General features: G+C 30.8%; 12 protein-coding genes. 7 read left to right on the plus strand and 5 right to left on the minus strand.

Annotation, left to right across the window (positions count from 1 at the left end; translation table 11 throughout):
- Positions 1-7: 7 nt before the first annotated feature.
- The 3 genes from AC6QZF_RS08835 to AC6QZF_RS08845 all read left to right on the plus strand — a co-directional run bounded on the left by AC6QZF_RS08835 (position 8) and on the right by AC6QZF_RS08845 (position 4,026).
- Positions 8-820 carry a TIGR00282 family metallophosphoesterase gene (locus AC6QZF_RS08835; RefSeq protein WP_499799524.1) on the plus strand — a complete coding sequence of 271 codons (813 nt, stop codon included), beginning with the start codon at positions 8-10 and terminating at the stop codon, positions 818-820.
- On the plus strand, positions 807-1,796 hold the full coding sequence (locus AC6QZF_RS08840; RefSeq protein ID WP_499799525.1) for an aspartate-semialdehyde dehydrogenase: 990 nt from the start codon (positions 807-809) through the stop codon (positions 1,794-1,796). Before AC6QZF_RS08835 ends, AC6QZF_RS08840 begins: the two co-directional genes overlap by 14 nt.
- Positions 1,797-1,935: 139 nt before the next feature.
- The gene (locus AC6QZF_RS08845) at positions 1,936-4,026 is read left to right on the plus strand and encodes a M1 family metallopeptidase (protein ID WP_499799526.1); all 2,091 of its coding nucleotides are present in this window, start codon (positions 1,936-1,938) and stop codon (positions 4,024-4,026) included.
- A gap of 86 nt (positions 4,027-4,112) precedes the next feature.
- Here AC6QZF_RS08845 and trxA read toward each other — a convergent pair whose 3' ends face one another.
- Entirely contained in the window at positions 4,113-4,496 is a 384-nt protein-coding gene (gene trxA, locus AC6QZF_RS08850; RefSeq protein ID WP_499799527.1) for a thioredoxin, read from the minus strand.
- 205 nt (positions 4,497-4,701) lie between these two features.
- On the opposite strand from trxA, the gene AC6QZF_RS08855 reads away from it, so the two are divergent.
- Positions 4,702-6,051, plus strand: a complete 1,350-nt coding sequence (locus AC6QZF_RS08855; protein ID WP_499799528.1) for an MFS transporter — start codon at positions 4,702-4,704, stop codon at positions 6,049-6,051.
- Between the two features lie 97 nt (positions 6,052-6,148).
- On the opposite strand, the gene AC6QZF_RS08860 is transcribed toward AC6QZF_RS08855, so the two are convergent.
- Together AC6QZF_RS08860 and AC6QZF_RS08865 are read right to left on the minus strand one after the other, a co-directional pair.
- Positions 6,149-6,457, minus strand: coding sequence for an MTH1187 family thiamine-binding protein (locus tag AC6QZF_RS08860; RefSeq protein ID WP_499799529.1), 309 nt, complete (start codon positions 6,455-6,457; stop codon positions 6,149-6,151).
- A 2-nt stretch (positions 6,458-6,459) separates the two neighbouring features.
- Positions 6,460-8,160 carry a YgiQ family radical SAM protein gene (locus AC6QZF_RS08865; protein ID WP_499799530.1) on the minus strand — a complete coding sequence of 567 codons (1,701 nt, stop codon included), beginning with the start codon at positions 8,158-8,160 and terminating at the stop codon, positions 6,460-6,462.
- A 73-nt stretch (positions 8,161-8,233) separates the two neighbouring features.
- Between AC6QZF_RS08865 and AC6QZF_RS08870 the strand changes: the two genes are divergently transcribed.
- From AC6QZF_RS08870 to AC6QZF_RS08880, 3 genes are read left to right on the plus strand one after another with little or no spacing between them, the layout of a single operon-like run.
- On the plus strand, positions 8,234-9,433 hold the full coding sequence (locus AC6QZF_RS08870; RefSeq protein ID WP_499799531.1) for an N-acetylmuramoyl-L-alanine amidase family protein: 1,200 nt from the start codon (positions 8,234-8,236) through the stop codon (positions 9,431-9,433).
- A gap of 8 nt (positions 9,434-9,441) precedes the next feature.
- Entirely contained in the window at positions 9,442-9,909 is a 468-nt protein-coding gene (ispF, locus tag AC6QZF_RS08875) for a 2-C-methyl-D-erythritol 2,4-cyclodiphosphate synthase (protein ID WP_499799532.1), read from the plus strand.
- Positions 9,888-12,107, plus strand: coding sequence for a sensor histidine kinase (locus tag AC6QZF_RS08880; protein ID WP_499799533.1), 2,220 nt, complete (start codon positions 9,888-9,890; stop codon positions 12,105-12,107). Before ispF ends, AC6QZF_RS08880 begins: the two co-directional genes overlap by 22 nt.
- On the opposite strand, the gene AC6QZF_RS08885 is transcribed toward AC6QZF_RS08880, so the two are convergent.
- Complete coding sequence (locus tag AC6QZF_RS08885) at positions 12,100-12,879, minus strand: hypothetical protein (protein ID WP_499799534.1); 780 nt, start codon at positions 12,877-12,879, stop codon at positions 12,100-12,102. The two genes, AC6QZF_RS08880 and AC6QZF_RS08885, sit on opposite strands and share 8 nt — an antisense overlap.
- On the minus strand, positions 12,876-14,999 hold the full coding sequence (locus tag AC6QZF_RS08890) for a T9SS type A sorting domain-containing protein (RefSeq protein ID WP_499799535.1): 2,124 nt from the start codon (positions 14,997-14,999) through the stop codon (positions 12,876-12,878). The genes AC6QZF_RS08885 and AC6QZF_RS08890 overlap by 4 nt, the downstream gene beginning before the upstream one ends.
- Positions 15,000-15,157 lie beyond the last annotated feature (158 nt).

A 15,157-nucleotide genomic window follows, 5' to 3' on the forward strand; every position in this document is an offset into this window, starting at 1 on the left:
GGGTAAATTGAAAAATAGTATTTTGTTTATTGGAGATATTGTAGGAGAACCTGGATTAAACGCTGTTAGAGACCATATCAGTAATTTAATTGAAAAGTATGAAGCTGATTTTGTAATCGCAAATGGCGAAAATGTTACAAATGGTAAAGGTATTACGAAGGACGAAGCAGAAGAACTTTTTAAATTAGGGGTTGACGTTATTACTACGGGCAACCATATTTGGGATAATTGGCATTCACGTCCATTAATTGCGCAAGACGATAGAATTCTTCGTCCATATAACTACCCACAAGGGAATCCTGGTCGTGGTTACAAAATTTCACAATCGAAGAAAGGGAATCAGATTGCAGTCGTGCAACTTCAAGGTAGGTCTTTTATGTATCCTATTGATTGTCCTTTTAAATCGATTGATTATGTAATTAATAATGTACAGAGTAAAGCGAAAGTCATTATTGTAGATTTTCATGCAGAAGCTACCGCTGAGAAAATCGCTATGGGATGGCACACTGACGGTCGTATATCAGCTCTTCTTGGAACACATACACACGTTCAAACTGCTGATGCTTGCTTGCTTCCAAATGGCACAGCATATATTACAGACGTTGGGATGACAGGTCCGTACGATTCTGTTCTCGGTCTCGACAAATCTGTTGCTTTGAAACGCTTTACTCTTCAAACTGCTCACAAATATAAACTTGCAGAAAATGACGTGCATTTGTGCGGTGTGCATCTGTTAGTTGATTCAGATACAGGACAAGCTCTTAAAATTAGTTCTTTTATTATTCCAGAATTTGAGAAAAGTATATATGAAAAAAGTTAATTTAGCTATCGTTGGCGCAACCGGTTTAGTAGGTCGAACATTTTTAAAAGTATTGGAAGAAAGAAATTTACAAATTGACAACCTTCGATTATTTGCTTCTCAGAACTCTGCAGGCAAAGAAATAATATTTAAAGGTAGGAAATTTGTTATCGAAGCCTTAAATAAAGATTCATTTTATGGTACAGATATTGCCTTATTTTCCGCAGGGTCTTCTGTTAGCAAGGAATTTGCACCTATTGCTGCAAAAAGCGGCTGTGTGGTAATAGACAATAGTAGTGCTTGGCGTAGGGACGAAAACGTTCCGCTCGTTGTCCCGGAAGTTAATCCTGATGATATTTTCAAGCACAACGGTATTATTGCAAATCCAAACTGCAATGTTATTCCTCTTGCCGTTGTATTCGGACCATTGCATCAGAAATACCATATTAGGAGAGTAGTAGTTTCAACTTATCAATCAATTTCCGGTGCTGGGCAAAAAGGTATAGATAAACTTGAAAAAGAAATTCAAGGAATACAAACTCACGACAAACATCGAATTTTCTCTAATATTATTTTTCACCCTGTTGAACCAGAACAACCAGAAATCACGAACGAAGAAGCTAAACTTCATTTCGAACCTTGCAAAATATTACATTCATTCGATATTAAAATTACGTCAACTTGCGTTCGACTACCATTTTTCGCTTGTCATTGTGAAGCAGTTAACATTGAAACAATATTTCCTTTCGAGATTGAAGAAGTAAAATATCTGCTCGCTAATTCAAAAGGAATTAAAATCATTGATGATTTAAAAAATGAGTACTATCCTACACCCGATATCGTAAAAGGAAAAGATGAGGTTTATGTTGGTAGAATTCGAAGAGATACTACAATTGAAAACGGTTTGAATTTATGGGTAGTATCCGATAATATTAGAAAAGGTGCAGCAACAAATGCTATTCAAATTGCTGAAATACTAATCAATTCAGAAAAATAAGGAGGTGATGTCCCTTGGGTAAAGAGAGGCCCAAATATACACCAGAACAAATTTTGAAATAAGGTTGGGCGGGTGGGAAGCTAATAAGAATTAAATATTTCATTTATTGCATCATTATAAAAATATGAAAAGGTATTTTATGAAAAAAATTGTATCAATATTTTTGCTTTTATTTATTTCTTTTAATGTGCTTCAATCCCAATATCCTCAATTTTTATTAGAAAATGGGGATTTTTTTGAATACAAAAGAAGTTTAATAAGCAATTATGAATTATCCAAATATCAAAAATTGTTTAATAGTAATACTCATCGCAATTACGATGTTTTGAGCTATGATTTGTTACTTGATTGGACCGAAGCCTTATCATCTGAACCAATAAAATTTGAATTCTTAGGTAGAAATAAAATCACTATCCAAATAACAGAACCAAATATTAACAAGATTGAATTTGATGCGATAAATTTGTTGATTAATTCAGTATCAATTAACAACATATCTGTTTCTTCATATAATTATAAACAAGGATTGCTTTCTATTTCATTGGAAAATACTCTAAATATCGGTGATACAATTGAAGTATTTGTCGATTACAAATTTGTGGGCCCGGATACACTTGGGTTTTATCTTTTTCCGAAAGATATGCCTGTTGGTTATGGTCCGAGTGGAGAAATGGTTTATACACAAGAACGCATTGCATATACTATGAGCGAACCAGAAGATGCAAGATATTGGATGCCCTGTAATGACCGACCAAATGATAAAGCAAGAGCAAACATATCAATCAAAGTGCCCAAAGGCTTTCTTGCGGTTTCAAATGGATTACTAATTAACGTTGAAGAAAATGAGGAAAACGTAACTTATCACTGGGCAGACACTGCATTAATTCCTACATATTTGATGGCAGTTGCTGCATCAAAGTATGTTTCATACAACGAGTGGTTTAAATATTCTGATAATCCTTCGGACTCAATCGAATTAGTTTATTACGTTTGGGAAAATGACTTAGAAAATGAGATAACAGATTGGACGGTTTATAATGCAAAAAATGCATTTAAACCAACTGCCAAAATTATGCAAATTTATTCCGATGCCTTTATCCCATATCCATTCCGTAAATATGGTCAAGTAGCGATACAACCATTTTATTTTGGTGGTATGGAGCACCAAACAATTACTTTTGTCAATCGTTCGTGGCTCCGTGGCAGAAATGAATCAGGAATTGCTCACGAAATGGCTCATCAATGGATTGGCGATTTAGTTTCTTGTGAGGATTGGAGTAACATTTGGTTCAACGAAGGTGGGGCTACTTGGAGTGAAGCGATTTGGGCAGAAGACTGGGGAGGATACGAAACATATCTAAATTATATGAACTCTGTTGGAAATCAATATCGAAGTAGAAAATTTCTTATGACTGTTCCAATTTATGGAATACCTAACCAATATTTGTTTGCATTTCCGTACAGTTTACTTGTTTATAACAAAGCTTCCTGGGTTTATCATCAATTGAGAATAATGCTCGGAGATAATGTCTTCTTCCCTATTTTTCGTAATTTGCTGAAAAAATTTGCATTTTCAAACATTAATATTGAGAAATTTCAGCAACATTTCGAAGATGAAGTAATAAGTTCACCTGTTCCGTTGGATATTTTCTTCGACCAATGGCTTAAAAAACCGGGTCATCCAATCTATCAATTATCTGCTGATGCAGGCTTTTTGCCTGAACAAAATAATTATTCTATTAAAGTAAATTTAAAACAAACTCAAAGTAGTCAAAATGCTCATTCCCTGTTTGTTACTTATCTGCCTATTGTTTTCTTCAATAAAGATACAGTTGCTGAAATATTTGTTGTTAATGACCAAATTGAGCAAAGTTTCACATTCAATTTAGATTTTCTTCCTGATAGTGTCTATATTGATACAAGAAAAGTATTAGCTGAATCGAACAAGGCAAAGGTAAATTTAGTAACCTCGATCGATAATAATAATCGACTAAATGTCGGTGTTTATCCAACTATTGTAGAGAAAAATGGTTTTGTAACAATTATTTCAATTGATAATTCTCATTTACAACTTATCGAATTGTATAATTCTGTCGGTGAAAAAGTAATCAAGGACTGTCCAGAGAAAAACTTTTACCAACTTTCTTTGAGAAATTTATCTTCGGGTATTTATTACGCAGTTATTTATGTGGATAACAATTGCATAACACAAAAAATCATTGTTCAGTAAATTATTGAATTTCTTAATAAAAAATAATCCCCACCTTCATTCATTTAGGTTGGGGATTATTTTAAACTATAATTATAATAATATTATTAGTTAATAATAATGTTATTTTTGCCAGGATGTTGCAGATTGAAAATATCTTCGATAGCTTTAATAAATCCATCTTTTGGAAATGCTCCGACAGCCATTTGTGGACGGTCGTTTACTGGAATAAATAGGATCGATGGAATGCTGCGAATACCAAAAACCATTGCTAATTCTTGTTCTGTTTCTGTATCAATTTTGTAAATATCGATCAATCCTTCATACTCTTTTGCGATTTCTTCCAATATTGGCGATACCATCTTGCACGGACCGCACCAATCTGCATAAAAGTCAATAATAGCAGGTTTTGTGCCTTTGTAGTCCCATTCATTACTATTTTCGTAGTCAAAAATTTTTTCGATAAACGTTTGCTTAGTTAAATGTTCCATTTTGTTCTCCTTTAATAATAATTGATAATATATTATATTTCAAAAGACGATTATACAGATCAAAAGACGATTATACAGAAACTATATTGCTGGAATTTCATATGATAATTTTATATTTTAAAAAAGTAAGTTAATGAATTTTTTTTACAATTTCACGAAAAAAACAATTATTTTTAAAATTATTGAAAAATACTTGGAGAAAAAATTGAGTAGTGTTCAAGATTTATCTAAATTAACAAGATGGTTTGTTTTGCTTTTGGTTAGTATTAGTATTTCTGCTAATTACTATGTTTATGACGCAATGTCATCAATAAAATCAATAATGCAGAATGACCTTGGTTTTAGTAATACTGCATACGGTTGGTTAGTTTCACTTTATTCATTCCCCAATACATTTTTAGCAATGTCCATTCTTGGTGGCATTATTTTGGACCGATGGGGAATTAGAAAAACAGGACTGCTATTTGTCTCATTGTGTGTTTTAGGTGCATTTTTTTCTTCTTATGGAGCAAGTCCATATTTTTCCAACGGTGGCTTTGGTTATGGCTTTGTATCAGCAATTATTCCATCAATTTCTCCTGAATTAAAAATGTTAATGTTAGGTCGATTACTATTTGGTTTAGGTGCTGAAACAAGTATTGTGGTTTCCAACAAAATAATGGTAAAATGGTTCAAAGGAAAAGAATTAGCATTAGCTTTCGGTGTTAATTTAGCAATTGCTCGTCTTGGAACAGCCGCAGCATTGATTTTATCCCCTGTATTTGTAAATTATATTCACTGGACAACAGCACTTTGGGCAGCAACAATTTTGATGACCATTGGTCTTGTATGCTTTGTTGTATACATTTATCTGGATAAAAAACATACTCCCAAAGAGGATAAATCAGCGAAATTGGCAGAAGATGAAATATTCCGCTTGAAAGATATTGTTGACTTAGTAAAAAACAAATCGTTTATTTATGTATGTGTATTGTGCGTAACTTTTTACTCGGCTGTTTTCCCATTTCAAAGTTACTGTCCCGATTTACTTCATAATAAATTCAACTTGTCAATAGAATGGAGCGGTATTTTATCAAGTTTAATTATCTGGGGAACAATTGTATTCACTCCATTATTTGGTTATTTTGTTGATAAAAGAGGAAAGCGAGCTTCTTTGATGTTTTTGGGTTCTGCTCTATTGATTTTATCTCATTTAATTCTATCGCTTACGTATTTAACTCCTTATATACCAATGTTCATTCTTGGGATTGCGTTCTCGCTTGTTCCTGCTGCAATGTGGCCCTCGGTTGCATTAATTGTTGAGGAGAAAAAACTTGGTACTGCTTATGGGACAATGGCTTCTATTCAGAATTTAGGTTTGTGGGCATTCCCAATTATTGCAGGTTGGGTTTTAGATAAAACTAATGTAGGTGTTTCACCCGGTAATTTAGATTATACTTATACAATATTAGTTTTTGCAGGACTTGGTATTATTGGTTTTATTTTTGCATTTCTTCTCAAACATAACGAAACAAAAGGAAAATCTCACGGTTTGGAATTACCATCCCATAGCTAATTATATTAAAATAAAGAGTATTAATTAAGTTTACAGGCTTTTTGATTTCTAAACAATTCAATTTGCCTGTAAACTTGATATTATCAATGACTAACAGTTATTGTTTGATAGATTTATTAAGCAATTTTTCTATCTTATTTATTTTTGAATACATTCGAGATTTTTCACCTTTTCGATAATCAATCTTAATAGTTGAATATATTCTATTTGCTTGTGGTTCAAGGATTTTGAAGCAGTTTGAAATTACATCCATCACTTCCTCCCAGCTACCTTCTAATATTGTTCCCATTGGTGTAAGCTTATACGTTATCCCGCTTTTATCGATATAATCAATAACTTGAGACACATAAGCACTGACACTTTCTCCTTTGTCAGTCGGAAACATTGAAAATTCAGCAAGTACCATAATTATTTCCTCCTTTTATTTGTACTTTGCAACAATATATCTTTTTGTTTTTGCTTGTTTTGATTTGATTTTTCAACAAATATCTTTTTATTAGTAAATGGATTAAATTCTGTATAATACATCAAAGTTGAATATGTTGAAGGAGTTGGGGTAAAAATTTGAATTTGTTTGGGATAAATTTTAAGATTATTTCTCGAAAAATTTCTAAGTTCTATCATATCATTTTGACAACAATCAGGATGAGCAGCCATAAAGTAATATGTAAGATATTGATTTTTTCTAGCCTTTTTTGAATATTCCATAAACTTATCTCTAAAAATTACAAGATCTTCTTTGTTTACGGTTTTGCCCATTGCTTCTAGAACATTTTTTGAAATATGCTCTGGTGCTATTTTTAACTGTCCTGAAACATATTTTTCTGAAAGCCTATAAATAAATTTTTCCCCATAATTATTATCATTCAATGCTAAATCAAATCTAATACCTGATGAAATAAATATTTTTTTTATCCTTGAGATTTTGGAAATTTCATCTAATAGTTTTAGATAATCATTATGATTATTGTTAAGATTTTTACATTTTTTCGGGTACAAGCATCTTCTTGCATGGCAGTGTTCATTAAACTTCTTGCAATCCATTCCATACATATTTGCACTTGGACCACCAACATCATATATTATCCCATTAAAGTTGGGTTTAGATGATATTTTTTGAACCTCTTTAATAATTGAATGAACACTTCTGCTAATCACTTTTCTCCCTTGATGAACAGCTATAGCACAAAAATTGCATTCTCCAAAGCAACCACGATGAGAAATAATCGACTGCTTAATAGTTTCGAGTGCCTTAACTTTACCTTTTTGCTTGTAAAAAGGATGTGCGTCATATTCAAAATCGAGGTCGAAGTAGTTATCTATTTCAGATTGAGTAGGATAAAATTGTGGTGGATTATGTATTAAATACCTATCCCCTGTTTTTTGGGATAATCCGTTTGATGATGTAGGTTCATTATTAGAGTAAAAAATTTCAAACATTTCAATCAATTTTGAATTTGAATTTAAAACTTCTTCATAAGAAGGTAATTGAATGTGGTCATCTATTTTAGTTTTAGAAATATAGCATAATCCTCGAATATTTGTCAAATCTTGATTATTTTTGATAGAATTAGCAAATTCTAATATGCTTTTCTCAGCCATACCATATATCAAATAATCCGCCTTAGAATCGAACAAAATAGATCGTCTTATTTTATTATCCCAATAGTCATAATGAACAATTCTTCTTAAACTTGCCTCTATCCCGCCAATAACAATTGGAACATTTTTCTTACAAAATTGGCGAATTAAATTCACATATTTTATTGTTGCTCTATCAGGTCGTAATATATTATATCCTCCTGGAGTTAAATCATCTAAACTTCTTCTTTTATTTGTAGCAGTATAATTTGCAACCATTGAATCGACACATCCAGCTGTAACTCCCCAAAATAGTTTAGGTATACCCAATCGCAATATATCTTCATCTGATTGAAGTGTTGGTTGAGAAATAATTCCAACTCTATATCCGTTTTTAATAAGCCATTTACCAATAACGGCTGCACCATCGTACGGAGTATCTATATAAGCATCCCCCGTTACTATAATTACATCGAGTTCTTCCCAATCGAGTTCCTTTAATTCTATTTTTGTAGTTGGAATATACATTTTTTATGACTTTTAGTTAATATGTTATTATATTTGTTATTTAGATTGTGTAAATTAATAATTATCTATAAAATTGAAAAATTATAGCATTATTTTGTTGTTTGTTTTGTGTGCTAATTCAAGCTTATTCTCTGAATTACTTAGAGTTTTACCTCAAAAAGGTGAATCAATATATGCATTACTTACAAGATATAATTTGACCTACGAAAAAAACATTGATTTCTTCTTCAAACAAAATCAAAATAGATTATCTGAGCAAAAAGGTTTGTTTTTAGGAAAAGAATACGAGCTTCCAATAAAGATAGTGAAGTTTAATAATAAAAATATTCGTTCAACTCTAAATATTGATTACGAAACAGCAAAAAAAATTCAGGACTATAATACAACGATAGTAAAAAAAGGAGTAAAAAAGCATTCCTACAAAGATGATCAAATTCTTTGGGTGCCTTTTATCGAATTTGACATAGCAAATGATATTATTAGTAAAGAAAATGAGAAAAATCCTGAAAAAGATAATTTTTTAAGAAATAATTTTAAGAAAAACAATGAACTTTTCGGCGAGAAAAACAGAATCAATACAGTATTAGACAATAAATTAGTTGGCCATTACTTCTACATAATCGCTGGACACGGAGGTCCAGACCCTGGTGCTATTGGATTTAGAAATGGTTTTGAATTACACGAGCATCAATATGCTTACGATGTATCATTAAGGTTAGCGAAAAAACTTATGGAAAGTGGTGCAGAAGTTTTTTTGATTGTTCAGGATGATGAAGACGCAATATCTGACGACAAATTTCTTAAAAAATCTGGAACTGAAAAATTAATCAATGGTGATACAATTTCAAGCATACAGCCAACAAGATTAAAACAACGTACAGATATAGTCAATGAAATCTATAGAACTTACAACAAAAAGGGCACAAATCATTTACTCATTGAAATACACGTTGATTCAAGAATAACTGATAAACGCATTGATATTTTTTTCTATCATCAACCTGAAAGTGAAAAAGGGAAAGAATTTTGCGAAGTTCTGCTTAATACTATCAAGGAAAAATATGACAAAAATCAACCAGGTCGCGGTTATCAAGGAAGAATTTATGGCAGAAATCTTTGGACGCTCCGTAACGCTATTCCTTTTGGGGTTTATGTTGAACTTGGAAATATTCAAAATCCACAAGACCAAATTAGATTGATAGAACCATCAAATCGACAGGCAATTGCAAACTGGCTTTATCAAGGTATTTTGCGTGCATATAATATAAGATAGAGGTGTTTATGGTAGGTATTGGTTATGATATTCATCAGTTAAAGCAAGGTGAAACATTAATACTCGGTGGTGTTAATTTCGATACTGAATATGGCACGGTTGCCCATAGTGACGGTGATGTTCTTGTTCACGCGATAATGGATGCTATTCTTGGTGCGGCTTCTCTTGGCGACATTGGCGAACATTTCCCTGACAATAATGAACTTTTCAGAAATATCTCTTCTCTTGAATTATTGAAAAATGTGATTAATCTTATTGATGACAAATACACTATTGTCAATATTGATGCCACTCTTATCTCCGAAAAACCTAAAATTAGAGATTTCAAACTCAAAATGCGCAAAAATATTGCCAATGCTTGCAACATATCTATTAATCAAATTAATATTAAAGCGACGACTAATGAAAAATTAGGTGCAATTGGTCGTGGTGAAGGAATTGCTGCGATTGCTATATGCCAATTAGAGAAAAAATAATAAAACATACTTTCCTGCTAATATTTTTTGCTTTATTAGCAATTCCAACATATGGGAATTATTATTATCCATATTATATCAATTTCACAAAATCAATCGAACAAGGTGAAGTTATTAATTTAGACAAAGATCTATATCTATTACACTTTGGCTTTTTAGGTGAAAATAGCTACATTTATAAAACAGAAAATTTAGAACCAAAGAATGGTATTACGTTGTCCAATACATCAGTCTTATATTCAAAGTCTGCTTTTGGTAATCTTATTCTTTTGACATTTGTTAATGACAGTTTGTTTCTTGTTATTTATTCAAAAGATAATATCAGCAACAGAATATACATCTCAAATACATTCGAAAATTATTTTGAATATTTAGATATTCTTGTACAAAATAATCTTATTTTATTGCAGATAGATAAAAATATATATTTATTCAATATACTTGACAATTTCCCAAAAGAGTTTTCTATTTTAAGTCAGAATGCATTAAGTGCCAATTTTTATCTGTTAAATGACAAAATTTATATTGCAATTGTCGAGGAAGAAAGTTCGCAAAATGTCATAAAATTCATAGATTCTGACGGAAATTTTTTTCATAGTTTAACAGTTCCTTCTTATAATAAAGTCAAAATTATAGATTTGTACAATTATTTATCGCTTACTTTTACTTCATCCAACAACAAATCTTTAATTTACTTAGTCAACAAAAGAGACTACACCATCAATAACTCAATATGGATAAATGCTAATTCAAATTTTATTGCTTTTTCAGATAACTCGATATTTGCATTGCAAACAAATGAAAAAAATAATATATTAAGTAAATATTACACTGCTTCAAATGCTCTCAACTACATTGAATATCCAATCGAGTTTGTACAACCATTTTTTATCAAAATAATTAACAATCGTATTTATACCTTGTATCAAAATGGGATATGCGTTTTTGATACAAATTTAACTATTCAAGCAGTTCAATTTTTTAATATTTCTCAGCAAATAAGTGATGTTATTGATATTATTGAGAATAATAATCAAATTATTATCACCTCTAAATCTAATTCATTGGTTTTTGAAATAAGAAAAAACAAGCTTTCTTTTGTTAAATTAATATTTCACAAATACGCTAAATATGTTATTCCAATTATAATCATTCTAATTGCATTAATGTTAATTAATACAATTAGAACGAAAAATAAATTACTAAATATAATTGCCAATATTCCAGCAACAAGTTTTTTATTTATTATAAACCAAAAAGGTAAACTAATTTTTGCTAATAATTACGCGTCATCATTGCTTTCTCTCAGTAGTAATATTCCATTGAATAAAAACTTCAAAGATTATTTTAAAAATGATTTTATGAAGGAGATTTATAGGTTTTATGAAAATAATAAAAATGATAAACGAACAATTAGAGAAAAATTATCATTGTATATTGATGAGAATCTTACTGAATGGTTATGCTCTATAATACCCATCAGAGACTTTAGAGGTTTCGCAAAAGGTTATGTATTGTTCGGAATTGATATTACTGAACAACTTGAAAGAAAAAGACTGGCTAATTGGGCTCAACTCGCTCACGATATGCAAACAAACCTATCGACAATTAAACTAAATGCTGAACATATAAGCAGTTCAGACTTAGACCAAATTCGTTCACGTCAAAAAAAGATAATTCATCAGGTTAATATTTTGATGAATCGCATTCGTGATATTATTACTGTTGGTCGAACAGATGTTCTGGACCTATATCAAGTAAATTCATATGAGATATGTAGTCAAGCTGTTGCAGAATTTGATGAAGAATTATTTCCAAATGTTAAATTTATTTTAAATGTAAAAAATTTTGAGCTGAAATGTGATAAAAATAAGCTCGTGCGTGCTATTAGAAATGCAATCGAAAATGCAATACGTGCACTTCCAGATAAAAAAGGAGAAATCGCTATCTCGTCAGATTTGGATATTAATTATGCATATTTTTCAGTAATTGATAATGGCAAAGGGATGGACGACGAAACTAAATCTAAGTTTCTAAAACCGTATTTTACAACTTCAAGCCAATATGGAGGTAGTGGAATTGGAACAACAATAATGCAAAAAGTAGTGGAACTTCACAAGGGGCGTATTGATGTTGAAAGTGAAGTAAATAAAGGTACTAAAATAACTTTTGTAATACCTTTAAAACTGCTTAATTAAACCATCTCATTAATCTTATTCCCGCATCTACCTGAATCGACTTCCATTTTTCATCTCGAATTTGATTAATCAGTAAATATGAAATTTGAACATATGGACTAATGTAATACTTTCCTCCTAAATCAATATCTTTTCCAACAGACAAAAATGGAGCAAGATTGAAGACATTCGTTTTATTAATTTGACCTTCGCTAACTACCCTACTGTAAGAAGGAGGATTTGTTGGGAATGGATTAGCATAGCTTGGAGAAAGTATTTTTTCAATATGCTTTTGGCTATTAGAAACAGAAAAATAAAAAACGTTCCCAATTGAAATAAAATAAAAACTATTATAAATTCTTTTTTTGAACTGAAAATTGACAGCAACATTATCGAATGAATTTTTAAAAATATTCTCGTAGGTTATTATATCTTCTTGTCCATTTGGTAATATTATCGGCAAATTTTGCTTTGTAGAAAATTTATTTTTACGATAATTATAACTTATTGCAATAGAGAGTGAACCATTCCCATCTAAAATCCATTTTTCAAAACTAATTCCGAAAGTATTTGATAAGCCGTTTCCATCTGAAAAACTACCACAATTACAATCATTTTCATAGAAACCAAAATTTCCTAGTTCTTTCGAAAAACCTTGCTGAAAAATTATCCCCAAAAAGTTATAATTAATATTCTCTGGCAGTCTTGGGGAAAGTTCCCAATTAAAGCCTTGAGTTTCTGCATTAACACAAATAAACAGAAAATTTAATAGTATTATCAAATATTTTTTCATCGTTTTACGATAAATAATTTTGTATCAAAAATTGTATACCCATCACTTATGGAAATCGCATAAACTCCAGCGTTCAATTGATTAACATCAATATCAATTATATCTATATTATCCGGCTTTAGTGAAGTTTCTTTTTCATATACCATTTGTCCATAAGAGTTAATGATTTTAACTTGTAATAGAGAAAAATTCTTGGAAGAATTGACTAAAACGTTAAGATTTGCAATTACCGGATTAGGAAATATTGATATTATTGTAGGTTTATTAAAATTAATTGGATTAATTTTTAACGGCAATCCACAAATTGAGTCAAGTGAATATTTACCATTAAGTATTATTAAATCATATATCTTTTTACAATTATCAGAACCAAATACTACATTTTGCAAAGCCAACTCACTTACTTGATTATCGCCAAGGTATGTTTTAAATCTTAACAACAACAAGGTATCCTTTGGAAGAAGAAAAATATCAGAATTAGCTTGAATAATAAGCTTCCCCCTAATATCATCATTAATTGTTACAGTCGCGCCTTCAGACGCGGTCCCTTGTGTTTTTTTCCCAAGATATTTTAGTATTGTAGGATTAAAAGCAAGTTCAAATTGATAATACTTCGCATAAATAGTTGGTTTATAATGTTCACATGAAAGCAATATAGGAATATCAATTATTCTTCCTGGCTTGCTTTTGATTTTATCATCTATGCTTAATTGAGCAAATATTGGAGGCACGCTTGCAGCCTTTAGAATAATAATTAGTGTGTCTTTGGGAGGAACAGCATTATTAATTAATAATGCTCGTGAATAATATACGCCGGGTGGATAAGAAGCCTGAAATGTAAATGTTAAATTTTCATAGCTATTAGAGTCTATTATCATTTCATTTTTGGAAACAAAAAATTTATCATTATCTTCAATAATTATTTGGCTTACATAAAGTTTAGTATTGCCAATATTCAGAACTCTAATAGTTGTATCTTTCGAAGAAGGGCAATTCCCTTCAATATCAGCACTATAAAACACATTCCCAAAATCAATAGTATCCATACTTGTAAAAATTTCAGGTTCAATTGCACGACCGATTATATAGATTTCTCTTTTAGTATCACTGCTTTTATATCCGAATAGGTTTCTTGTAGGAAAATCATTTTCAATAGTATATTTTAACGAGAAGAAGCCTCTTTGAGCAGGATTAATGTCTATCGACATCTCATATTCTTTTTCTGGCAGTAGATGAGCAATAGGGAATGGCTTTGATATAGTCGCAAAGCGTGAAATTTTATTATTAATATTATCCCATAAATATTGGTTTGCTGCACCATAGGGAATATTACCAGAATTTTTGAGCTTGAAAAAAACTCTGGTATTTTTTCTAGTCTGAATATCTTCTAAAAAAATAGTGTCTCTAACAAAATCATAATTTGAGTAAGTTAATTCCAAATTCTGTTTTACTCCACACCCAATTACTCTTACAGAACAAAAATCGATCGAATCTGGTTTTAAATCTTCACGTGGGATAAAATATACTCTGAAAATTGCTGTATCAGGTCCCAAATCGATTGGATTATAACTAATTTCATAAACTAAATTTGATTTTTTGGGTAATAATGAAAACGGATAGTTCTTCTCTTCAAACATAAATTCTTTATCAGCAAATTTTTGCGTAATTAGAGAATCTTTTGAAGCAACAATTTTAATTGGGAAGTTTTGTGTGTTTCTTACAATATGTTTTTTCACTTGCACTAATGGTGAGTTTACAAAGACAGAATCAAAAAGAATTATATCATCAAATCCATCAATAAATTTAACTGTTTTTTTTGTAATTAATTTGAAAGTTTTCTGAACTATAATTTTTGTTGTATCTTTTGGGTCAACTAATCCAAGTTTCATCATTGCAGTTTTTCTTCCTATTGGCTCGGCAATTAAATCTGGCAGAGGAGTATACTTTATAACAAGGTTTTCACTTCGTCTGTCGGAAGTGTTTAAGTTAAATGGTAAAGCTGGTGAATGAGGAGAAAATCGCAAATATTCAAATTCTGTAAGTGCATCTGGACTAGCAAAGATTTCTATTGATGGAGAAACATTGAGCATCCGTAATTCTCCACTGCCGATGTTTTTCAAAACAAAAGTTTCATATACCTCGTCGTAAATATAACAGGGGCCAAAGTGTATTGTGTATTTTGTTGAATCTTGTAGGTAGTATATATCACCAGCTAATTGTGAGAATAAATTATTCGAAAAAACAAAAAACAATATAAACATTAAGATTATCATTTTTC

The organism is Eximiradius sp. (genome assembly GCA_937127445.1).
Taxonomy (GTDB): Bacteria; Bacteroidota; Ignavibacteria; order Kapaibacteriales; family UBA2268; genus JAKIZO01.

Bases quoted from the DNA above. Each gene is read 5' to 3' on its own strand.
- AC6QZF_RS08865 (WP_499799530.1), bottom strand. From the start codon at position 8,160: ATGTATATTCCAACTACAAAAATAGAATTAAAGGAACTCGATTGGGAA.
- AC6QZF_RS08860 (WP_499799529.1), bottom strand. From the start codon at position 6,457: ATGGTACTTGCTGAATTTTCAATGTTTCCGACTGACAAAGGAGAAAGT.
- AC6QZF_RS08840 (WP_499799525.1), top strand. From the start codon at position 807: ATGAAAAAAGTTAATTTAGCTATCGTTGGCGCAACCGGTTTAGTAGGT.
- AC6QZF_RS08885 (WP_499799534.1), bottom strand. From the start codon at position 12,879: ATGAAAAAATATTTGATAATACTATTAAATTTTCTGTTTATTTGTGTT.
- AC6QZF_RS08845 (WP_499799526.1), top strand. From the start codon at position 1,936: ATGAAAAAAATTGTATCAATATTTTTGCTTTTATTTATTTCTTTTAAT.
- ispF (WP_499799532.1), top strand. From the start codon at position 9,442: ATGGTAGGTATTGGTTATGATATTCATCAGTTAAAGCAAGGTGAAACA.
- trxA (WP_499799527.1), bottom strand. From the start codon at position 4,496: ATGGAACATTTAACTAAGCAAACGTTTATCGAAAAAATTTTTGACTAC.
- AC6QZF_RS08880 (WP_499799533.1), top strand. From the start codon at position 9,888: ATGCCAATTAGAGAAAAAATAATAAAACATACTTTCCTGCTAATATTT.